Consider the following 21,112-nt stretch of genomic DNA (forward strand, 5'->3'; position numbering starts at 1 on the left):
AGTATATATTGTGTATTTAATGATGTGCTTTCTTGTAAATAGAATCTGCCTCTGAACTCAAAGCCTCACCTTTCTTACTACCAGCCCAACTTTCACGATTCATAGGACCAGGGACTTTTTCAGATAATTCTCTTTCTATATCTAACATATCGGTTCTTCTTCCTCGTGTCATTTCTATAACATCCCAATCTTCAGGCAAAGAATTGCCGTAACGACCTGACTTGGGATTGTTCACCTTATCTGTAATGCCCCATTTCTGAAAATTACCGTCTCCATCATACATTGCATACAATACAGTCGGTTTGGAAGACAATCTTGAGTTGCCATGTAATTGGGGTTTCGTTTTTGGTTTTGCACCAGGTTTCTTTTTGAACTGCCCATTCTTCCTATGACCGTATGGATTATACAAACTAAGAGGATCAATCCCATCATTCGAATCAATGACGTAATTATATAGATTAAAGACGTCTCCTTCCAGACCTATTGGGTCTTGGGATATGTAACTACCTGTATCGGGTGAGTAATACCGGAAACGGTTATAATACAGCCCTGTCTCCTCATCCTCATACTGTCCCTGATACCTGAACGGACAATCGCTCAAAGAACGCCCGGCAAAGTTACGAACAGAGCCATAAATATCCAATTCTACCGACCATGTTTTTTCTCCATCAGAATTGAACATCTCAGTTGGTGTACCGAGATAGTCTGTTACAATGCTGTAGCTCTCTCCGCTTTGAAGTTTGGCGCAGAAAAGTTCCTGTCGACCAATAACATCAGTTACATAAATTGCTAAATATAAAAAGAGTCAAATGATAAATAAACAGATTATATGTCCGAAAATATTTCGTCAAAAATAGTTTTAAATTCTTCCCAATTCTCTATTGTGTAACTGTTTTCAATTACAATTTCTATAGACTCTATCCCCTCAATTGCATTTTCTTTTAATTCAAATAATATGCCATTTTTATTTGCAGAAGCATTTCTACATATATCATAGCCAGAATTTGATTGGTCTATATACTCAAAGTAATAACTATCCATACCTAGTTCAATATCTTGGGGATCAAAAGCAATTGCCTTTTGTATAATAACATATTGATTAGGATCATCTCCATTGTCTGAAAATCCTATCACGTTATAATTTTCGCCCACATTTGACTCATATGCAATCTTATTTGCCGTAAATTTTATTTTCATACTACATAATTTAATGATTTCCTGCTTTCCATCTTTTTATTTCTCCAGTCTCTTTATCTTTCCATATATAAGTTATATCTGCACTAACTTCTTTAGCTTTTGCGTTCATTTTTCCTTTGCATGAGTTACAAGGTGGATACATGCCAAAAATTTCCATCCTTTGTCCTTCGCTTAATGGAATATTTTCATCGCTCTTGCTTCTGTGTGAGTAGCAAGTGTAGATCGAGGAAAACCAAGAGCTTTTTCGGCAGGTGTCATATTGCCACTTCTTAAGACATCTCTGCTTATTCTATTGCCACTACTATCATAAACATTTACGATAGCAATATGTGATCCTTTCCCTGAACCAAAAGAAGGAGACAGTGCATTGGGGGCGACCCAATAATTAAGATCGTGAACATAAGAATACAAGTTTAATTCATTACTTGCAAGTCCTATCGGGTCTTGACCGATATAATTCCCTGAATTTGGGTCGTAATACCGAAATCTATGATAGACCAATCTATACAGAGTAAAAGACTAAGCATTTTCATATACAAAACGACTCAAATCATTTTCAATAAATAAGTTAAATGATTTATTTATAATATGTATTTGATTTTTCCCTATATCATGAAAATATACAGAAGCTTCATATGGTCTGATATATAACTCATCCCCATCACTATTCAACCACAATTCCCCAATTTTAATATATTCTCCCCGTAATTCTAACATATCAAAATCAATAAGAATACCTTCCATTTTTAATTGCGAAATACAATAAAAAAATGTAATTACATCACTATGCAATAATTTATAAAAGAATGATGAGGTTAATTTTTCTTCGGTTAAATTATTTTCCACAACATCACTTTTCAATAAGTGTTTTTTTATTACAGCAAACAAGTTAGGGTAACTTTGCTTCAATTTAGTAAATTTCAAGTCAAAATCAATAATATCAACTTTGTCATAGTTCAAGGAGATATCATCTATTTGCTTTCTCCATCCTTCCATATAATTGACTTGTGAATTTTCGTTATAAGATTGATTTATAGATTTTAAGTATTCGCGAGCCGCATTTTGAGATATTAGTGTGGCACCCATTAAACCTTGTGACATCTTAGGTTTTATCTTTAAATACCACCGCGACGACAAAAACTGTTTTGCAAATTTTTCATTTTGTCTCCACCAATCAATCCATTCTTCGGGTAGGAATAGTCCTTCAGATAAATGTTTTAGTCCGTTTATTATATTGTTCGTTTCCATTTCACCAAGAATTTGTGCCATTAATAATTCGTACTAATTTGAAATTATCGCCTAAATTTCTATAAGGATCCATGCTCGCATGTCCCCAAGGTGTAACTTCAGTCAAATTCCATGCTTCATTGGCTTTAGAGGAACCTAACCTTTGAGGCAAACTTGTATGATGCAATTCAATAGGAACATCAACAATATTTTTATTTCCCAAAGCATCGGATACTTCAACTTTTATTTTAGGAGCATTTCCTCGTTTCATTAAAGCTAAATTGTTAGGAGAGTATTTTCCTGTTGGATTTAACATTTCATCAGCATATTTCGTCTTCCAATAATTTTTCTTAGCTGTTCTCCAACACTCCAGACCAAAAATATCCACCTGCGAATTATTATCAAACACATACCCATAAATCGTAGGGTTTCCACCTGCTAATCTTATCGGGTCTTGACTGATATAATTGCCTGCATTCGGGTCGTAATACCTAAAACGATTGTAATACAACCCTGTCTCCTCATCCTCATACTGACCTTGATAGCGGAATGGACAATCGCTCAAAGAACGCCCGGCAAAGTTACGAACAGAGCCATAAATATCCAATTCTGCCGACCATGTTTTTTCCCCATCAGAGTTATACATTTCAGTTGGCGTACCCAAGTAGTCCGTTATAATACTGTAGGACTTATCGCCAACTATCTTTGCCGCAGGTATGAATGTACCCTCCTCAAATAACCACGTGGTTACATTCTCTTCCTCCGTCCACTCATGCAACGGAACATTGCCGTCCCAAACCCAACGGGTAGTCTTCTCTTTATATGTCTTCGAGATACGTCGCCCCAAAGGGTCATACTCGAAACTAACTGTTTCACCGTCGGGACGCTTCACACTTCGGAGCATGCCGTTGCCCTGCCATTCATAGGCCCAATCACCCTCCTGCCAAAGCGGAGCTAACGTCTCGTCGGGCCTCAATCGTTGTTTCAGAACAAGGTTGCCCTCCCCATCGTAATGATAGGAGAACTTCTTGTCCTCCAACAACCTTCCACCTTTGCCATATTTGCGGTCTTTTCTTTCTTCCGTGCGGAACAGATTGCCGATGGCATCGGGAGCCTTGTAAATGCTCTCCACCTCGGAGCCACCTTTATAATCGGCCCGGAAGAGATTGTCCCACGAATCGTAGTCGAAAAGGACGGTTTCGCCCGTGCGTTCGTTCACCTTGCGATGCAGGCGGTTACCCATGCCCCAATGGTAACGCATGCGGCTCTGCTCCGCTCCGCCCGAGAGAATATCCCTGCGAACAACACGTCCGAGCATATCACGACCCGTCGTAACNATGCGGCTCTGCTCCGCTCCGCCCGAGAGAATATCCCTGCGAACAACACGTCCGAGCATATCACGACCCGTCGTAACACGCACCCCGCCGCTCAACTCTCTCTGAATCTCCAAACCGCTCTTATCGCGACCGATGGACATGCCCCAATCTTTGGACTGCATTCCGGCAAGCAGGCCCTCAGAAGAGAAACTTCTCAAAAAACAAAGAAATAGGCTGAATACAAGGCGGATAAACATATACAATATAATCAAAGAAATGCCATCCAAGAAGAGCGTAAATTTTCTTCGCGAAGAAAAAATATTTTGTTGGCGAAGAAAATAAAATTACTTCGCCAACAAAATTTCAGTGATTCTACAAGGAAATTTGACAGGGCAATTTTATGTTGAAACAGAAAAGACGAGGAAAATTACTCGTCTTTGTTCTTTTTTTGTCAGAAGCCACAAAAAACACCCACCAATGTTTCGCCAAAGGTGGAGAAAAGAAAGCAAACCGTCCGCCTCGATGATGCGGAGGTTTAATTTCTTAATCATCGTAAGCATCACCATACGATTGAAAATTAGAATCTATCCAATACCACGATTGACCTCTAGAGTTGTATAATCGCTCTAACAACTCGGTAAAACTTTGAGCAATAACAGCCTGTTCTCCCACAACCCCATGCCTATCCCAAAAACTATCATAACAATACCCTAATTTGTCTTTTGTCAAATCAATAGTTATATATTGAGAGTTGTTATCATCTGCAATAATATACCAATTATGACTTATGTCGTCTTCAACTTCTTCCCCAACAATAACAGGATTAGCCCTTTTAAATCCAGAAACCCCAACAATTTTTATTGAGTAATCTGCATTTTGAAAAAGAACTATAGAAGAATAATTTTTCAAATAATATTCTAAATCTTTTGGCAAGTCAAAAGGTAACTTTTTAATTGGTTTTTCTAGTTTAGAAACAGTACAATCTTTTGTATTCTCTATCTCTGTTAAAATTTCCATTATTTCTTTCATAAATACTTATCCTTTACATCCTGAATAGATATATTGATTAAACTTCCGATAATATTCATCTCGTGCATGTTGTGGAACTTTGGCTGCATCGAACATACGTTCTGAAAGTTGTTGAGCTTCTCTAGCCGAAACTTTTGTCCAATCAACTTTTCCCCCAACAGGTTTTCCTGTTTTTTCTTTTAACCAGTCGCGATACACAGCTTTAGTAGCATCGTGTTGTCCCTTAGTTAAAGCAATTGTAGGATTGTGCGATGCTCTACTCTTATATCCGTCAATATTATTTGCTGCCCATACATCAAGTATGCCATGATGATTTTCTAATGGTGAACTTGACGGTTTGTATGGGACAACATCAAAAGGATTCGTTGGACTTAATCCAAATGGGTCTATCTAACTATTCGGGTCGTGAACGTAGGCGCACAGTGTCGGGATTCCGCCCGCCAACCCTATCGGGTCTTGCGATATATATATCCCTTCATCGGGTGAATAATACCTGAATCTATTATAACAAAGATCTATTTCCGCATCAAAGTATTGCCCTTGATACAAGAAAGGCACAAAGGTACTATTTCCTGTTCTTATTTTGCCGTAAATGTCGAGATTTCTTTCCCAAACTTTATCGCCTTTGCTGTCAAAAGCATGAGTGGGTGTGCCGAGATAATCGGTGATAATGCTGTATGACTTATCTCAGGATAGGCAATGTGGATACAAAAACTCAACTCAAAATCTAAAGCATTACCAGGAGCACAACCAAGCTACCAAGAATCCGAAATATATTCATCTAAATCCGTCAATAGTGATTCCCCATCAATATTTAACTTTTCCTTTTTTAGCCGTATTACTATTTGATCAAAAGCTAACAATAAATTTTCAGTCAAGAATTCAGATAAAATATGCTCGTTAGTGTAAATATTCTCACCAAATGAAATGCTATTTGCAATCAAACGTCTCTTCTTAAATAAACGCAAGTTATTACATCCTTCAGAATCTCCAAATTTCAGAAAATCTCCATCTACTCTCATTTCAATATGAAACTTATCAATATCTGTAGAATATGAATGTTCAGACATTTTGTCAAATATTTTTGTAATTTTCTGCCAATACTCGTTTACAATGGATATTGTATCTCCACCTCCTAATTTAAGAAAAATCGAAAAACTATTCATCTTTATTTTTTACTATATCGTTAATGATAATGAGAAGCTTTTTTTAGCCGAGCCTCTGCTTCTGGGCTTAGAGTTTGTCCTTGTTTACTTCCAGCCCAAGGTTCATGATTATCTATACCTGGCATTTTTTCTGCTAATTCCCTTTCCAATTTTTTTATGTCGGTAATAGCCCCTCCTTCTCCAAGTATTTCTATTTTTCCACCATTTAATTCCAGATTAGAATATCTACCTGTTGGATTATTTGTCTTTCCCCATTTTAAGAAATTGCCATCTTTGTCGTATTTTGCATATAAATAATTTATAGCAGTCGACGAGTTTGAGTTACCATGGGTTGATGGCTTAGGTGGTTTAGGGTTAGGGTTTGAACCAAATCTACCACCGCTTTGTCTTGGGTAATTATTATATAATCCAGAAACATCAACCCAACTATTACTATCACTCACATATCCATACAACGTCGGATTACTCCCCGCTAACCCTATCGGGTCTTGGCTGATATAATTGCCTGCATTCGGGTCGTAATAGCGGAAACGGTTGTAATAAAGCCCCGTCTCCTCATCCTCGTACTGACCTTGATACCTGAACGGACAATCGCTCAAAGAACGCCCGGCAAAGTTACGAACAGAGCCATAAATATCCAATTCTACCGACCATGTTTTTTCTCCATCAGATTACGTCCGCTTCCTCCGTCCACTCGTGTAGTGGTACGTTGCCGTCCCAAACCCAACGGGTGGTCTTATCTTTATATGTCTTCGAGATACGTCGCCCCAAAGGATCATACTCGAAACTAACTGTTTCGCCATCGGGACGCTTCACGCTTCGGAGCATGCCGTTGCCCTGCCATTCATACGCCCAATCACCCTCTTGCCAAAGCGGAGCTAAAGTCTCGTCGGGTCTCAATCGTTGTTTCAGAACAAGGTTGCCCTCACCATCGTAATGATAGGAGAACTTCTTGTCCTCCAACAACCTTCCGCCCTTGCCATACTTACGATCTTTCCTTTCGGGCGTGCGGAACAGGTTGCCCAAGGCATCTGGAGCCTTGTAAATGCTCTCCACCTCGGAGCCACCTTTATAATCGGCCCGGAAGAGATTGTCCCACGAATCGTAGTCGAAAAGGACGGTTTCGCCTGTGCGTTCGTTCACCTTGCGATGCAGGCGGTTGCCCATGCCCCAATGGTAACGCATGCGGCTCTGCTCCGCTCCGCCCGAGAGAATATCCCTGCGAACAACACGTCCGAGCATATCACGACCCGTCGTAACNATGCGGCTCTGCTCCGCTCCGCCCGAGAGAATATCCCTGCGAACAACACGTCCGAGCATATCACGACCCGTCGTAACACGCACCCCGCCGCTCAACTCCCGCTGAATCTCCAAACCGCTTTTATCACGGCCTATCGAAACAGACCAGTCCGAGGACTGCATTCCGGCCAGTAGGCCCTCTGTGTCGTACCGCAAGGCTATATCGGCTTCCAAATCGCTGCTGAGACGGATGCGGCTACCGAAAGCATCGTAAACGCTCTCGACCATATGTTCGCCCTGCGTTTCCTTCAGCACACACCCGTCCCGACCGCGCTCGAACCCGATCTTGATCGAATCGTTGAAGGCTGCCGTAAGCAGACCGTCCTTGTTATATTTGTAAGCCGTACCGGTGCCGTCGCTGTGGCGTTCCCCGACGATACGCCCCACGCCGTCGTATTCATAAGTGCTCCACCGTTCATCCGGACGCAACACTTTGGAGACACGTCCTGCACCGTCGCGCTCGTAATGGCGGTGAAGACCGTCGAATCCCCATTCGTCCACCACATCACCGCGGCCGTCCAAAGCGAAGCGGTAGAGCTCTCCACCTTCGTTTGCAATGCCCGTAAGTTGCAGTTCGGTATCGTACTCGAAGCAAACCGTCCGCCCGTTCTGCGTCCGGCTCAGCAGGGTGCCGAGACTGCCGTAGCGGAAGCTTACCTCGCGGAGCCGGTCTTTGGCATGGACGAGGTTGCCTGAAGTATCGTAAGAGAAATGGTGTTCGTTGCCATCGGCCTCCTGCATCCAGAGGAGGTTACCGGCTTCGTCGGAACGATAGAAAGTGTGGTTGCCACGTGGGTCGCGCTCCTCAGACAAATATCCCCGGGCATCGTACATCCACTGGCGGTAGGTGCCGTTCGGATAGGTAAGCTGTACAGGGCGATATGCCTCATCGAACAGAAAGCGGAAGACATTGCCTCGTTCATCGGTTACCCGACTCAGATTCCGGCCTTGGTATTCGTACGAAAGTGTATTGCCATCGGGCAGGATTCGTTTTACCACCCGATCCAGAGCATCATACTCCCATGCCGATTTTGTACCCTGTGCAGTAGTAATGCTGAGTAGATTGCCCCGCTCATCGTATTCGTAGCGAGTACTTTCTCCGTTCTCGTTTTCGAAGCAGATGACCTCTCCCGAATCGTTGTAGGTGTATTTCCGACTCAGTCCTTCGGGGTTTACCGTTACGACCAATTCTTCGTATTCGTTGTATTCCTGCAGCGTAACGCCTCCTACTTCGTCGATGATCTTGTAGATCAGATTCCGCTCGTCGTAGAAGTATCGGGTGGTAAAGCCTAGGCTGTTGCGCGTGAGCGTGTGTCCGGCACTATATTCGGTATGGTGCTCGAGCACACCGCCATCGCCCCATGTATGCACACATTTCGCCTCGTCTCCTTGGCCGCGGTACTCCCAGTAGAAGTTCTGCCCTGTCTGATTGGTCAGCTGTACCAGGAGGTGACCTTGATAGCGGAAGTGTTTCTCTGCTCCCTGCATATCGCAGGTTTGTACCATATTGTCCTCTTCGTCGTAGGTATAGCGTATGAGGCTGGTCTTTTTCCCATCGAAGGTCGTATGCAATTCGAGCACGCGCCCTTTGCCATCGGTTTCCACTTCGATTACCCTGCCGACGCTGTCGGTTATGGAGCGAAGGATTCCCCCCGGAGCATATTTTAATCGGATGGCAAAGCCATCGGGCGTTTCGATAGAGGAAAGCATCTTATAGCCCGCTCTGTTTTTCGAAGCATTGAAACGATACCGGCGTTTGTCTTTGTCCGTAAGCTGGAATCCTTCGGCATCGCACGTGAAAGCGAGTCCTTCCTTGCGACTGACAAAACGCTCGCCTTCCGAAAGCAGAGGAACGACCGTTTCCCGGCCATCCCACAGTCGTACCGTGGCAAAGCCATCCCCCATATCATACAGGCCCATATTGTAGTTATGGTGCCAGTTATATCCCAATGGCCCATCGACTTCGGCATCGCTGTAATAAGTCCTTTCCCAAACAAAAGGAATAGGGCCGGGCAGTTCGATGTCCCGATTCGTAGAATAGACACGTCCCGTTACAGCATCGACCGGCTCGCCGAAAAGACGGCATTTGACCGGCTGTAAAATCTTACCAAGTTTCGGGTGCTTGGTTTTGATATTGTCGATCAGATCCTGAAATTTGTCTCCGATCTTTCCCCACAATTTTCCCATTCCTTTCAGCCCCAGCTTCATCGCCAACTGGAAAAGGTCTATCGTGGGAGGCCCCCCCACGAGGACAGGCCCGCCTACAGAAGTGATAACCAACAACATCGAGGTCGGAGCCATGAGCGAGACCTTTTTACCGGCCTTATTCGCTCTGAAAGGGGCAGGCACTCCGACCAAGTTGCAAGACAAAGCCGGATGAAACAGCGTACTGCAGGGGCCTCCATCCGCCAAAACCGTACTGCTGCCCATAAACATCTCGGAGCTGGCCATAGGCTTGACTATGGGGAAAGGCAGGTGAGCCACAATTCCCGGCAGATGCTGAATGCCTGTACCGGCATTGGCCACCCATCTCCCATGTACCTGCACCGATGGTTTCATCCCGCTGACGATAGCCGTGCAGATGGATGCCAGACTGGTGGGAGGTGTTTCGCCGGCAGGAACAGGGGGAGGAGGGGGAAGTACCGTAGAGATGGCACTCATAATGGCTCCCATAATGTCGAAGACCATACCGATATGAGGTACCGGCAGAAGGGGAGAGGGTGGGAAAACGGTTTCGTGAAAATCCACCCCGATAGCCAAATCGAAATACTTGGCTACGGGCATGCCCGGCATCGATGGCAGGATATTTGCGAGATCCCTTTGGAGATGGTCGAGTTTGTCCTTCGCCTCTCCGAATAGCTCCCCGAAACCTTTCCTGAATACAGGAGCCGTTAAGATTTTGTCGAATACGTCTGCCATGGATGCTGTCAATTCTAAGATGATTAGTTCGGAGACTCTTGACTTTTAGGGGAAAACATCCCTTTGGAAGCCGTCTTATCGTTATTTACACCTGCTTCCTGAAGAACTTTTGCCCAATCGTCGCCCAGCCATTCTATCAGTTGGTCTTGCAAGATCGCCACGTCCGAAGATGGACGGATGGCGGTACATAAGAATAGAGCCATCTGAGCAGCGTGCAGAAAAGTCGATTGTCTTCGCACACTTATATCCAGATAGGCTCCGGAAGCCAGAGCCAAAAGCATATATTCAAAAGCCGTTTGCTTCTCGCCTTTTTCGTAATAGAGATGGCCGGACAGACGTCTCGCTTCCATCAGGTAGTAGGCATCTGCCTGCTCGGATGCCTTGGTGGCTAAGTTTTCATATACGAGGAGGGCTTCAGTATATTTGCTTTCATTATATAATAGAGCACCTTTCAAGAGCATGCAAGACTTCCATACCTGATAACCTGACGGTTCGTTATTGCCCATCGCTTCAGCAGCCTTATCCAATGCTTCGTCCGTATAGGCTGCACTCTTACGAGTATCTCGAATGGCAAAATATGCCTGTGCAGCAATCAGTAATCCCGAAATCCGAGAAGATGTCGTACCGATCTCTTCGGTAATCGATAGCAGTTTCTTTACTTCGTGGGGAGTCTTATTGTTCAGCTTTTCAGTAGTCGAATCCATTACCGCGATAATCTGCTTTCTGAAACGAGCATCGATATCAACGGTATCGTTATCTCCTCCCCCCTTTTTCATTTCATTGCTGACAGCTTCTGCCATATTGAGCTTAGGGTGCAGATATATGCACAAATCCGACTCATTGATACGGATTTTTCTGTCTGCCGCCAAATCCAACGTTACCAGACGCAAACCATCAGGGACATTGCCGATGACTTGTCGGAGCCATTCGGCAATGTTATGCTTGCTGTATGCAGCAATGGGGAAATATAAGCAGAAATGAGTGTCGGGAGTAATCCCGTTGATGCTCTGCCTGAAGCGGAGCAGCTCACTCCACAGATTTTCTGGCGTATGGGGGAGATCAGCTTTCGGTACAAATAGCTCGGTCAGAAAATGATTTTCGTAGAGAGCCCGATGCAAGTCCATCTTCGGATCGGGGGAGGGATCGAACCATGATATGAATTCTGCCCACAGTTTTTCCTCGAAGGCAGCTGTATCTCCTTCATAAACAGTATCGAATCGAAAAAAAAGATCATCGAACTTCCCTACAGGCGATTGCTCGATGTCCATAAACTTGGTGATAATATCGACATCAGGGTAATCCGCCACCCAAACAGCTAATTTCCATGAAGGGAGTACATCTATTTTCCTCCATTCTTCATGCAGTTTGTAGTACTCTTGGGCAATAGAAGCTGTCATGATCCCCCTTTAAGAATTGATTTTTACAAGGCCCCCCGTGATGGTTGTATCAGCATCTCCGTTGATGGAAACTTTGGTTCCGCTTATAGAGGTCTGACTCCCTTGAACTTGTATCTCGCTGCTTCCCGAAGCTACAACTTTCGTTCCGCTTACAGCTGCAATGCCTCCGTCATTCGCCAGTTGGAAACCGGCCGGGCCACTGCCGGCCGAAACCATTTCAGAGCCGGAGATTGCAATTTTTGCTGCATCTATTACGATCTTATCTTCTTCCAGAATAATGGAAGACTTCCCGTTCGAGATGGCAATAGTCTTTGAAGAGGCCACGGTTATCATATCTTTGCCATCCACAACGATGAGATTTCCACCGGTCTTGTCCCTAATTGTAATACCGCCTCCATCGTTCAGCTCAACGGTGTGACCGCTTTTGCTGCTGAGACTCTTGATATTGTTTCCTGAGCCGCCTCCTATACCATTCTTCCCATGGAAAAGACTTCCCATAACGAATGGACGGTGAGGATCGCCATACTCGAAGCCGACCATTACCTGATCGCCAATTTCAGGGATGACGACAAACCCTCTGTTTGTGGCTACCTTATCGCTGCCACCGGCATCGGGAGTCTGTACACGCAGCCAGTTCGTGGAAAGGCCTTTCGGCTTCTGCCAGTCGAACTGCACCTTTACTCGACCGTGATTCTTGGGATCTTTGTTGTCCGAGACGATGGCCATCTCCGGATAGGCTTTCACTTCGCAGGCGTATGCTTCCGGCACACAGTCGATCAGTGCGGGTGAGGCCAAGAAACGATTGGAATAGTTCTTCCCTCCTGTGCTGACATAATGCTGAATGGCCGTTATACGGTATTTGCCCAAAGCAGGAACATCCATCGCTTCGGGGAAGAGTATATCCACCACAGAACCGAGGGAGATACGACAAGTCTGCGTTTCTGCTTCGATATATAACATCCTGCCGACGGCATCGGCCTTGCGTTCTTCGACCAAATCCTGCAAATTGAACTCCGTATAAACGGGCGAGTTGGAGGGGATGACACCCTTCTCGGGGAAGAGCCGATCAGCCCGATTGGCCACATTGTCAATCAACGGGTTTCCACCCGGGATCCGGTCATCGGCTTGGAAGCGCAGGAATTTGTCCTCTTCGGCAGCATAGTCGTAATGGGCATACTTTCGCGGTTTGGCGGATGCCCCTGTCCGTAGATTCAGCAAATCCTCGTCAAAAAAGAGTTTTTCGGAGTCCGCATTTTTAGGTGTCCCAAAAAACAACGTCCTGCCATCGTAGTAGAACAGTTCTCCATAGATACGGGAGAGGCGGTTGAGAAACTCGAAGTTGCTCTCTCCGTATTGCATGGCATAGGGCAGTATGCCTTTGTAGCGCGGATTGCATTCCACCTTGAAGTAGGCATCTCTTGTCACCTGAGAGACGATGTCCGAAAGCTGCTGGTCGATAAAAGAGTTCATCGTAGGGACTCCGTCCAAGCTGACTACATCGCCTCTACCGATAATCCGCACTCTGCTGGAGCGCAGGCGCACCCCTGTATCTGCGGATTCTTCTCCCGTATCAATACGAATATCCGTGACCCAACCGGAAAATTCATAGAATCGACCGGATACAATATGATCGAAGCGGATCAGCACTCGCGCACCGACCGCCCCGATCAGTTTTTCGGGAGTTTCTTTCCAGAGTTGGTTGTGTGTAGGATACTCCCTGACAATCTCGAACCGATGACAGGAGTTCATTGTCTGATCGAGAATCAAGGATTCGAAAAGAATCTCCTCTCCATCGAGCCGTATCTTGGTTTTTACTGCATTCAAATTTCCTCCTGCTCCCATGATGTTTTTCTTTTTATTCGGTTAAGCTTGATTGAAATACAGGAAAGAGGTATTATTTTTCCTGCTCATATTCGCTATTCCAGCTGGCCTCATCATCTCCTTTGGTACCATCCAACTTGATGACAAAGCTCTTGGCCGGGAAATAAGGCGTAATATGAATATCCAGATAAATGCGATCTTTTTGGTGCGGATCCCGCTCCAACCGCATAATCTTCGAACGTTCGATCAAACGATCGGGACCCTGTATATTGTCCAGGAACTTTACGATCTGACTGCGCAGATCGCGCTCTGTCTTCCCGCTCCAATTCTCGAAAGAGCGACGATTCAGGAAGTCGAACAGGACTTTGGTAATGTAGTCGAAAACTCGAACCACCGAGTAGGTTTGCAAGCCGAGGTTATCTCCGTTGAAGAGGGTCTTGGCCGAAAAGGCCATCACCTTACCGTATTCGTTAACCATAGGTACCAACCCCATGGAATCGAGCTGGGAGATTTCGCTTTTTTTCAGAGGGAATGCGACTGCATCGACTTCGTTCAGACCGCCGTATTTCTTGCCCGCCGTTACCTGAGACATCAGCGTGTAATAAACCTTCCCTGCAAGTGCGGATGCCGGAGAAACGTGCAGATCGTCCGTCTCGCCGATTTCTTTGTAAGCTCCGCGCCCTACCAGCCAGTTGCAACACATAACCGTATTACACTTGAAGGTATCGCCTCCCGATAAATTCGAACTAAAGAACATATCCACGACATCGTCAGGCTTTTCGAGGTCTGCAAAATCGGTAAACAGCATGACCTTGTTGTTATTGGCTATCTTGGCCCATTTCTCCACTACTTTATTCGATCCGAGGTAGCCGGGTATGACAAGCAGAGAATAGTTGTTCCGTAGGTCCAAGCGGTCATAGTTCTGCTTCAACTCATTGGCAACAAAATCGATAAAGCGAGAATTGTCCAAATCGGTTAGCTGCTCCGGAGTAGCGTTGACAATGGTTATATTCGTGAGCTTATCCGATTCGGTATTCTTGTAAAATAGCTGTACGGCACGGTACGAACGCTCCAAATCCTTGACGGCTTCTACGGCTGTCAGCTGATTTTTCGAGAGCAATTCGGATACGGCAGAGGCTTTGCTTTGGCACTCTTCCACCATTTGGGCCACATCCTTATTACCTGAAAGGAGTTCGAGCCAGAGGTCTATTTTTTCTGCCAGATCTTTGCGTTCTCCTTCTTTCTGCTCTTCGAGCAGGAACATTTTCTTGCGCGCTTTACGCTCGGGATTCAGGTTTTGGATTCCATCGATAGCCGATTCCAGAAAACTGAACCCTCCGAAGCGTGACAGCCCGACCAATGCGGTATCCAAAGACTGCTTGGAGAACTTTTCTGCGGTTTTTTCCCGGAATTCAGGCTGTAAAGATGTAGCCTGTTCTGTCTGCTGCTTCAGTTCTTTATCTGCCATTGTTTATATATAAGAGATTATTGTGCGGATGATGTTTCTTGAAGTTCTTTCTTTAATTCTGACAAAGCATCGATGAGAGCTTGCCGGCTTTCCGGACTCTCCAATGCCCGCTGAAGTACCTTGTTCGAACGAAGCTGCTTCACCAATTTGCTGTAGAAGTCCTTCTTGATCGACAGGTTGTTCAAGAAGCGACTCTCCGCTGTCATGTTCTTGACTTGGAAATCTGCGGTATTACTGAAGCGGAAATTTTCTTTCACAGGCTCGCCCTCAGCATTTTCAAATTCGACATCGACATTCGGTTGGAAAGCTGCAAAAACTTCCTCGATGGTTGTTAGTCCTTCTACAGCTTCAGGGTTGACAGGATCGTCCGCTGTCAATTTTTCTATCAAAAGGGTTCGGTTCTCAGGAATATCGGCAATGGCTTCCGAAGCATCTATTTTCACTTCATTGCCGCCAATTTCATAGTTCAGTATGCCCATAGAATTGCCAGTATTATGGTTAGAATCAGGTTTCTTTTTTTTCCACAAACGGGTGCCGACCCGGATAAGGGAACGACACCCGCTTTGAATCCGTCTCAGGAGATCAATTGGTTGGCCAGTTTTCTTCGTACTGTGCTCCACCGATCTTGATAGTTTGTGCTGAAATCGTTATAGCCAAAGACATGGGGTTTTCACCTACGATATCAATGCCTTCTTCAAATTCGATGATGTAAGCATTCTCGAAAGACAGCTCCTTCATTTTAGCTTCCTCATCACCCTTCTTGAAAACAATGCTACCGCTGAATGGCTTAAACTGGTTCACCATATGCTCCAAAATCGTGGTGTCTGCGGTCGATTCTACACGAACACGGATACGACCGCCATAGATATTGGATGCAGGACGTCCTTTGGAGTCTACATCGCGGCGAAGTGAATACTTGCATTCGAGTACATCGTACTCTTTTCCGCCCAGGTTGAGAGTTGATCTAAATGCCATAGCTCTACAAAATTAATTAATTAGGTTAGAATGGTTTGTTAAAATAATTTCCCACGGCATAGAGCGTTAAGATTATACCTAAAACTCCTCATACACAGGAAATGATGCTGCAAGGTATGTATTTTTATTTAACAATCAAAATCGCATTCACCACTCCTTTTCACGGCTTTTCCATTCTAATCCATTCTAAGATACGCTAAGAAACCTATCGGTATCATTCCTGTTTGCCTCGCGTATATTTGCTGCGATAACCTTATAATCGCAGTAGTATATGGTAAATAATGCAGACAGCTACGTACTCGTTCTGGAGGATCGTAGCAGGGTTCAGTCCCCCACTGAAGCGGGACACCTGTCCGTCGTCTCCTCCATGGATGAAGCCGGCCGGGTCAAGACCGTCGAACCGACGGAAGCCAATCAAACGGCTTTCATGAAATTCAAGAAGAACGACAGCGTACTCAAAAACTTCCTGTCGAATTTAGTCAAGCAATTCAAAGACCCGACTCATTTCGGAGTATACCGTCTGGTTTCCGACCGTGCCGTCGAGTCGGTAGCCGAACTGAGAAACATGCTTGCCGGACGTGAGGAACCTCAGAACAAGGCTATGCTGGAAAGTATCCGGATGAATCTCGACGAGTTTGCTCCGGCACAGAAAGCACCCGCCATCGACGAGTCCAAAGTCGACTGGAAAGAGTTGGAACGTCTCGGATTGAGTCGTGACCGGCTCGAACAGTCCGGCGACCTGAACAAATTGCTCAATTGGCAGAAAACGGGTCTGATCGGTATCTCCGTTCCTTTCGGAGAAACCTCCATCTATACCGAAGCACGCATCGCCCTGCGTCAAAGCGAAGACGGCAGCCTGGGGTTGGCCATCCACAGCATCCGCAAAGAGCCACAGCTCGATTTTCCCTATATGGGCTATCGTTTCAGCGAGGACGAAAAAGCGACGCTGCTGCATTCGGGCAATTTGGGGAAACAGGTGGAGCTGATCCCAAAAAACGGCGAACCCTTCAAAGGCTACGTCTCAATCGACCCGTTGACCAATGAGCTGGTCGCCCTTCGTGCCGACCGCGTGATCATCCCGCAAGAGATTAAAAGCGTCTTGCTGACCGAACAGCAGCATCGAGACCTGACCGAAGGTAAGCCCGTGAAAGTAGAAGGTATGCTCTCGCGTGGCGGCAAACCGTTCGATGCCACGCTTCAGGTCAATGCCGAGAAAAGAGGCATCGAGTTTATCTTCAACGACAATCTTTCCTTCAAAGAACGCAGGCAACTCTCTCAGGCCTATTTATTCCCAATCATTTCTGTGATCCCGTCCATTCATCTTTACAGTCTGTGCAGATATTACAAGCTTTGTATATGGATTCTGATTAAAAGAAGTCGTCTGGGTGTAGTCTACGCAGTAAGCATTCTCGAATTCTACGACAAGAGGTGAGGATGCGCTGGGTAACCGGAATGAAAACACACCGCTTTTTCTGGCATAAGGACTAAACATCCAATGGGTAATAAAGGGGTCGGATACTCCGTCGATGACGAAAAATATGATTCCGCCGACAGTTTCACTTTGAGGTTGGCCTTTTTGGTCACAAACTTGTTCGAACTCGATCCCAAAATCAATGATCGAATATGTTTCGGAATGGCCGTTGATCCGGAGATCCAATGTCAAATCTGAATTGTTGCCCTGCATCGTTATGAGTTATGAAAGATCAATATTTAGTCCAAGCATTATCTAACGAAAAGTCTCCGACAATGATAGATTCTGCCTTTATTACAAGTCGTGTTTGTGCGTATGCCTCTCCATGCCGGGTGTATCTCACTTTAATACTTGTGCAAGCAGCATTCGAAAAGATGATCTTCTGAGCCGTTGTGCCCATCAACGATAATTCCATGACGAGGCTTCCGCTTTTATAGCGACGTGGATTCATGCCCCACTCGATAATTTCATCGGAGGGAAGACGATCCAATACAACCGTAATGATTCCACCATAGGGTTCGCTTTGGGCTTTTCCCTTGTTGTCGATACGTTGATGCGCTTCAATTTTACTGTGTATCAAATCGTAAGGCTCCCCGAAAACCGTTTCCGAGTTGTAATCCTTCTCGTTTGATAATAAGAGAATCGTTTTATTCGCAGCCATAGTGTATTGCTGTTTAAATCAGGTTAGAAAATATCGGGGAAAAGGTCTCCCATCGGAGGAGAAAAAGACCTTAAAAATCCCCGCAACATGTTTTCGAAAGCCACATATTTTTCGAAGAGGAAGTCTTCGAGATGATTTCCTATTTTTTTGCCGGTTTTCTCGTAAACCACATAATCAGCAACGGAATATACTCCGGATATGACCCAGCCGACCTCAGGGACGAAGGCAATAGTGCCGAAAATCAAATCGAGCGTATTTCCCCCGTTTGCTCCGTTTTTGCCTATATCTGCAAAGGCAAGAACCACGACTGCGGCATTTGCCGCCGTACCAAGACGCTTAAAAGGAAGGCTACGCTTGCGAGCAAGCTCATACCCAATCTCATGCCCAGATTTGCCCGGAAAAAAACGACCTGTCTCAGGATTTATTCCCAACACTTCATTTGTTCGTCTGATTCCTTTTGCTGTTACCCAAGTTTTTTCATTCCATATATTATATGCTTTGAGGTCAAGATAGATAGAGGTGAGAGTGAGCGGTAGGGGAGCTTCTTGTGAAACGCGATTGAACCAGTCCATCTCTTCCTGATCAGGAGCTGGTTTACACGAGCGACGCACAACAAAAAAGGTATCGGGCTTATGATTCACATTACCTATCCCGTACACGTATCCTGTGTAAGGGATACTATCTTCCACCATCAACAGGAATTGTTGCGGAGAAATAGCAAGAGGCGAATCGGGTTGCTTTTTTCTCTGTGGAGGATTCATTCTGCTTCTTTTTGTGTTATTGTTTTAAGTGAATCGGCGGCTCCTATTACATTTTCTTCTTCGGCCAATTTCAGATAATAGACTGCCTTTTCCATATTTCCTATGCGTTTGTAACATAAGCCCAAGAAATAATAACTAAAAGCCCGCATTGTATAATAATCCCCCATCATATGATTATAGAGTCCTTCCTTTCTGTACCGTTCTTCCATAGCTTGCTCCAAAGATTGAACTCGCTGGAAATATTTTATAGCACATTGCTCCTGTTGATTTTCAAAAAGAGTTAAGGCAAAATTGTAATAAGTATTTGCATACAAAGAGTCAGCAGCTATGGCTTTAAGATAATAATATGCAGCCTTTTCGGAATATGGCATTTGGCTGTATAGACATCCGATATTATTTAAGGCAATTACATTTGATGAATCAATCTTGATCGCTGTTAAATAATCATCAATCGCACCAATAGTATCTCCAAGTTTTTCTCTAACTCCGCCCCTGTTTGTAAAAGCATTGTCTTTAAGCGAATCTCTTTCTATAGCCAGAGAATAATAGTGCAGTGCATCTTTATACACTCCTATCTTATCGAAATTAAGTCCTTTTTCATACAATTCGGCCGCCTCTTCCTTCGCTGATTTTGTCGGCTTATTATCGCATTTCGATGCCGACAGGAGGACGAACAGCATCATGGAGAGGCCCAATAGTAAAGTTGGTGAGTATTTCATTCTACTACTAGTTTTTGTGTTATTGTCTTGAGTGAATCGACGACGTATTCAACGCCATTGTCTGCTGCTTGTTTTAAATAATATACAGCTTTGTCTGCATTGCCGATATTTTTGTGACAAAGACCAAGATAAAAAAGACTGTTAGCTAAGTTGGCATAATATATAGGCATCAGATCATCATAAAGATTTTGATTCCTCAAACGTTGTGCAATTGATTCCTCAGAAGCAGCAAATCGTTCGAACATCTGGATCGATTTTTCAAAAGATTTCGTTTCATACAGCAGAACTCCATAATTATAATAGGTTTCAGCATAAGACGAATCAACAGCGATTGCTCTTTCGAAAAATTCTTGTACTTTATCATATTGCTGTTGGCTCGCATATATCATCCCTAAATTATTTAACGGAGTCGGTTTTGTTTTATCGACAGAAGAAGCCTTTTCATAATCAGAGATAGCCCCAAGCGTATCTTCCAGAAAAAAACGAACGACGCCTCTGTTTGTAAATGCATCGCTTGATGTAGAGTCTTTTTCTATAGATTGGCTATAAAACATAAACGCTTGTCTATAGTTTCCGCTCATATCTAACTCCAAACCTTTATTATAAAGTTCGGCCGCCTCTTCCTTCGCCGATTTTGTCGGCTTATTATCGCATTTCGATGCCGACAGGAGGACGAACAGCATCATGGCGAGGCCTGATAATAGAGTTGATAAGTGTTTCATTCTGTTTCTTTAAGTATATAAACGCCTAACAAAAATACGATATTTTCTTATGCCTTGGCTGATTTTACAAAAAAAATATTTCAGAACAGATCGCCTCCTTCAACCCCTTCCTCGTCCGCATACTTCGAGGCAATAAACCACCCATGACGACCCTGACAGAAAGTCAGGTCGACCTAACAGAGCGATTAGGACGACCTAACAGAGCGATTAGGACGACCTAAAACGGACGGAGGGTCGTCCTCGCCGAAACGATACGTCGTCGTCGGTAAAAAAAGAGGGTCGTCGTCGGCAAAATGAGAGGGCCGACCCTCTTTTTGCAAAATATCGTTCTTTTGGTTGGGAAATGACGACATGTTTTTGTATTTTTGTCGGTGTATTCGGAGTATATACGCCGGTGGAGGTCAAAGTCCCCTCGCTTCCGCCGGCCGTCATCAGACAAGAAGGGGCTTCACTTAACAACAGGAAAGACATGGCGAACAAACCTTTGCTCTACACGCTCATCGAGCGTAAAGCCACGCTCGGCAAGTATGCCGGCAAGACCGTTCTTCAGGCCTGCCCGACGGGACGCAGGCGCATCGATCACCGCAATTTTTGCGAAGAAGTAGCTCGTGCTACGACCTTTAAGGGAGCCGAAGTGGAGGCCGTGCTGCGACTCGCTGCCGAGATTGCCAAGAAGCATGTCGAAAACGGCAACATCGTGGACTTCGGCGACATCGGCCTGCTCACGCCCGGCTTCCACAGCAAGCTCGTGGAGAAGGGCGTCGAGAAGTTCAACGCCAACGTGCACATCACCAAGCCCGTCGTACGGCTCAAACCGTCGAAGCGTTACTTTACGCTTCAGGGCGTAAGCTACGAACGCGTCGATCAGAAAGAGAAGCCGCAGCCCTCACCGTCCGAACCCTCGACGCCGGGTGGCGGAAGCGGCGGCGGAGGCGGCCTCTGATCCGCCTGCTCCGGAAAGAGA

The 21,112-nt window shown here is 45.0% G+C and carries 20 protein-coding genes and 3 pseudogenes; 2 read left to right on the forward strand and 21 right to left on the reverse strand.

From position 1 onward, the window contains the following. Nucleotides 1-16 precede the first annotated feature (16 nt). The 16 genes and pseudogenes from HQ50_RS01980 to tssD (HQ50_RS02035) all read right to left on the reverse strand — a co-directional run bounded on the left by HQ50_RS01980 (nucleotide 17) and on the right by tssD (HQ50_RS02035) (nucleotide 15,814). Complete coding sequence (locus HQ50_RS01980) at nucleotides 17-787, reverse strand: RHS repeat domain-containing protein (protein ID WP_369794160.1); 771 nt, start codon at nucleotides 785-787, stop codon at nucleotides 17-19. A 38-nt stretch (nucleotides 788-825) separates the two neighbouring features. Then, entirely contained in the window at nucleotides 826-1,197 is a 372-nt protein-coding gene (locus HQ50_RS01985) for an Imm10 family immunity protein (protein ID WP_039427914.1), read from the reverse strand. 10 nt (nucleotides 1,198-1,207) lie between these two features. Further along, nucleotides 1,208-1,698, reverse strand: a pseudogene (locus tag HQ50_RS10535) (RHS repeat-associated core domain-containing protein). Nucleotides 1,699-1,716: 18 nt separating this feature from the next. Beyond that, on the reverse strand, nucleotides 1,717-2,466 hold the full coding sequence (locus HQ50_RS01990) for a hypothetical protein (protein ID WP_143733893.1): 750 nt from the start codon (nucleotides 2,464-2,466) through the stop codon (nucleotides 1,717-1,719). Beyond that, a complete protein-coding gene (locus tag HQ50_RS01995; protein WP_235317907.1) occupies nucleotides 2,447-4,027 on the reverse strand; it encodes an RHS repeat domain-containing protein in 1,581 nt (526 codons plus the stop codon). Before HQ50_RS01995 ends, HQ50_RS01990 begins: the two co-directional genes overlap by 20 nt. A 256-nt stretch (nucleotides 4,028-4,283) precedes the next feature. Next, complete coding sequence (locus tag HQ50_RS02000) at nucleotides 4,284-4,769, reverse strand: SMI1/KNR4 family protein (RefSeq protein ID WP_039427920.1); 486 nt, start codon at nucleotides 4,767-4,769, stop codon at nucleotides 4,284-4,286. A gap of 6 nt (nucleotides 4,770-4,775) precedes the next feature. Next, nucleotides 4,776-5,159 carry a sugar-binding protein gene (locus HQ50_RS10540; RefSeq protein ID WP_081960023.1) on the reverse strand — a complete coding sequence of 128 codons (384 nt, stop codon included), beginning with the start codon at nucleotides 5,157-5,159 and terminating at the stop codon, nucleotides 4,776-4,778. A 3-nt stretch (nucleotides 5,160-5,162) separates the two neighbouring features. Beyond that, nucleotides 5,163-5,453: pseudogene (locus tag HQ50_RS12360) on the reverse strand (RHS repeat domain-containing protein); the annotation flags it as partial. 71 nt (nucleotides 5,454-5,524) lie between these two features. Then, complete coding sequence (locus tag HQ50_RS02005; protein WP_039427923.1) at nucleotides 5,525-5,935, reverse strand: hypothetical protein; 411 nt, start codon at nucleotides 5,933-5,935, stop codon at nucleotides 5,525-5,527. A 20-nt stretch (nucleotides 5,936-5,955) separates the two neighbouring features. Beyond that, a complete protein-coding gene (locus HQ50_RS12385) occupies nucleotides 5,956-6,576 on the reverse strand; it encodes an RHS repeat-associated core domain-containing protein (protein WP_304412767.1) in 621 nt (206 codons plus the stop codon). Nucleotides 6,577-6,601: 25 nt separating this feature from the next. Further along, nucleotides 6,602-10,153: a DUF6531 domain-containing protein gene (locus HQ50_RS02010; RefSeq protein WP_052074868.1), complete on the reverse strand. Its 3,552-nt coding sequence runs from the start codon at nucleotides 10,151-10,153 to the stop codon at nucleotides 6,602-6,604. 23 nt (nucleotides 10,154-10,176) lie between these two features. Beyond that, on the reverse strand, nucleotides 10,177-11,550 hold the full coding sequence (locus tag HQ50_RS02015; RefSeq protein ID WP_039427926.1) for a M48 family metallopeptidase: 1,374 nt from the start codon (nucleotides 11,548-11,550) through the stop codon (nucleotides 10,177-10,179). A gap of 9 nt (nucleotides 11,551-11,559) precedes the next feature. Beyond that, complete coding sequence (locus tag HQ50_RS02020) at nucleotides 11,560-13,392, reverse strand: phage baseplate assembly protein V (protein WP_039427929.1); 1,833 nt, start codon at nucleotides 13,390-13,392, stop codon at nucleotides 11,560-11,562. 52 nt (nucleotides 13,393-13,444) lie between these two features. Continuing rightward, nucleotides 13,445-14,839 (reverse strand): DUF5458 family protein, encoded by a 1,395-nt coding sequence (locus tag HQ50_RS02025; RefSeq protein ID WP_039427933.1) that lies wholly within the window; start codon nucleotides 14,837-14,839, stop codon nucleotides 13,445-13,447. Between the two features lie 17 nt (nucleotides 14,840-14,856). Next, nucleotides 14,857-15,318, reverse strand: a complete 462-nt coding sequence (locus tag HQ50_RS02030) for a hypothetical protein (RefSeq protein WP_039427937.1) — start codon at nucleotides 15,316-15,318, stop codon at nucleotides 14,857-14,859. A gap of 103 nt (nucleotides 15,319-15,421) precedes the next feature. Beyond that, complete coding sequence (tssD, locus tag HQ50_RS02035; protein ID WP_018966015.1) at nucleotides 15,422-15,814, reverse strand: type VI secretion system tube protein TssD; 393 nt, start codon at nucleotides 15,812-15,814, stop codon at nucleotides 15,422-15,424. Between the two features lie 271 nt (nucleotides 15,815-16,085). Between tssD (HQ50_RS02035) and HQ50_RS02040 the strand changes: the two genes are divergently transcribed. After that, a complete protein-coding gene (locus HQ50_RS02040; protein WP_235317908.1) occupies nucleotides 16,086-17,246 on the forward strand; it encodes a DUF3945 domain-containing protein in 1,161 nt (386 codons plus the stop codon). Here the strand turns inward: HQ50_RS02040 and tssD (HQ50_RS12460) are convergent. The 5 genes and pseudogenes from tssD (HQ50_RS12460) to HQ50_RS02060 form a co-directional block, all read right to left on the reverse strand. Further along, nucleotides 17,163-17,498, reverse strand: a pseudogene (gene tssD / locus HQ50_RS12460) (type VI secretion system tube protein TssD); the annotation flags it as partial. The gene HQ50_RS02040 and the pseudogene tssD (HQ50_RS12460) sit on opposite strands and share 84 nt — an antisense overlap. Nucleotides 17,499-17,517: 19 nt before the next feature. After that, nucleotides 17,518-17,946 (reverse strand): type VI secretion system tube protein TssD, encoded by a 429-nt coding sequence (gene tssD, locus HQ50_RS02045; protein WP_039425937.1) that lies wholly within the window; start codon nucleotides 17,944-17,946, stop codon nucleotides 17,518-17,520. A gap of 23 nt (nucleotides 17,947-17,969) precedes the next feature. Then, nucleotides 17,970-18,707: a hypothetical protein gene (locus HQ50_RS02050; RefSeq protein WP_039427939.1), complete on the reverse strand. Its 738-nt coding sequence runs from the start codon at nucleotides 18,705-18,707 to the stop codon at nucleotides 17,970-17,972. After that, complete coding sequence (locus HQ50_RS02055) at nucleotides 18,704-19,426, reverse strand: tetratricopeptide repeat protein (RefSeq protein ID WP_039445744.1); 723 nt, start codon at nucleotides 19,424-19,426, stop codon at nucleotides 18,704-18,706. The genes HQ50_RS02050 and HQ50_RS02055 overlap by 4 nt, the downstream gene beginning before the upstream one ends. After that, nucleotides 19,423-20,148 carry a tetratricopeptide repeat protein gene (locus HQ50_RS02060; RefSeq protein WP_039427943.1) on the reverse strand — a complete coding sequence of 242 codons (726 nt, stop codon included), beginning with the start codon at nucleotides 20,146-20,148 and terminating at the stop codon, nucleotides 19,423-19,425. Before HQ50_RS02060 ends, HQ50_RS02055 begins: the two co-directional genes overlap by 4 nt. A gap of 469 nt (nucleotides 20,149-20,617) precedes the next feature. Here HQ50_RS02060 and HQ50_RS02065 point away from each other — a divergent pair, with 469 nt between their 5' ends. Continuing rightward, nucleotides 20,618-21,091, forward strand: a complete 474-nt coding sequence (locus HQ50_RS02065; RefSeq protein WP_039428054.1) for a histidinol phosphate phosphatase — start codon at nucleotides 20,618-20,620, stop codon at nucleotides 21,089-21,091. Nucleotides 21,092-21,112: the final 21 nt, after the last annotated feature.

Source organism: Porphyromonas sp. COT-052 OH4946 (genome assembly GCF_000765965.1).
Taxonomy (GTDB): domain Bacteria; phylum Bacteroidota; class Bacteroidia; order Bacteroidales; family Porphyromonadaceae; genus Porphyromonas; species Porphyromonas gulae.

Excerpts from the sequence above, each read along its gene's own strand:
- HQ50_RS01985 (WP_039427914.1), bottom strand. The coding sequence starts at position 1,197 with ATGAAAATAAAATTTACGGCAAATAAGATTGCATATGAGTCAAATGTG.
- HQ50_RS01990 (WP_143733893.1), bottom strand. The coding sequence starts at position 2,466 with ATGGCACAAATTCTTGGTGAAATGGAAACGAACAATATAATAAACGGA.
- HQ50_RS02000 (WP_039427920.1), bottom strand. The coding sequence starts at position 4,769 with ATGAAAGAAATAATGGAAATTTTAACAGAGATAGAGAATACAAAAGAT.
- HQ50_RS02005 (WP_039427923.1), bottom strand. The coding sequence starts at position 5,935 with ATGAATAGTTTTTCGATTTTTCTTAAATTAGGAGGTGGAGATACAATA.
- HQ50_RS02015 (WP_039427926.1), bottom strand. The coding sequence starts at position 11,550 with ATGACAGCTTCTATTGCCCAAGAGTACTACAAACTGCATGAAGAATGG.
- HQ50_RS02020 (WP_039427929.1), bottom strand. The coding sequence starts at position 13,392 with ATGGGAGCAGGAGGAAATTTGAATGCAGTAAAAACCAAGATACGGCTC.
- HQ50_RS02025 (WP_039427933.1), bottom strand. The coding sequence starts at position 14,839 with ATGGCAGATAAAGAACTGAAGCAGCAGACAGAACAGGCTACATCTTTA.
- HQ50_RS02030 (WP_039427937.1), bottom strand. The coding sequence starts at position 15,318 with ATGGGCATACTGAACTATGAAATTGGCGGCAATGAAGTGAAAATAGAT.
- tssD (WP_018966015.1), bottom strand. The coding sequence starts at position 15,814 with ATGGCATTTAGATCAACTCTCAACCTGGGCGGAAAAGAGTACGATGTA.
- HQ50_RS02040 (WP_235317908.1), top strand. The coding sequence starts at position 16,086 with ATGGTAAATAATGCAGACAGCTACGTACTCGTTCTGGAGGATCGTAGC.
- tssD (WP_039425937.1), bottom strand. The coding sequence starts at position 17,946 with ATGGCTGCGAATAAAACGATTCTCTTATTATCAAACGAGAAGGATTAC.
- HQ50_RS02050 (WP_039427939.1), bottom strand. The coding sequence starts at position 18,707 with ATGAATCCTCCACAGAGAAAAAAGCAACCCGATTCGCCTCTTGCTATT.
- HQ50_RS02055 (WP_039445744.1), bottom strand. The coding sequence starts at position 19,426 with ATGAAATACTCACCAACTTTACTATTGGGCCTCTCCATGATGCTGTTC.
- HQ50_RS02060 (WP_039427943.1), bottom strand. The coding sequence starts at position 20,148 with ATGAAACACTTATCAACTCTATTATCAGGCCTCGCCATGATGCTGTTC.
- HQ50_RS02065 (WP_039428054.1), top strand. The coding sequence starts at position 20,618 with ATGGCGAACAAACCTTTGCTCTACACGCTCATCGAGCGTAAAGCCACG.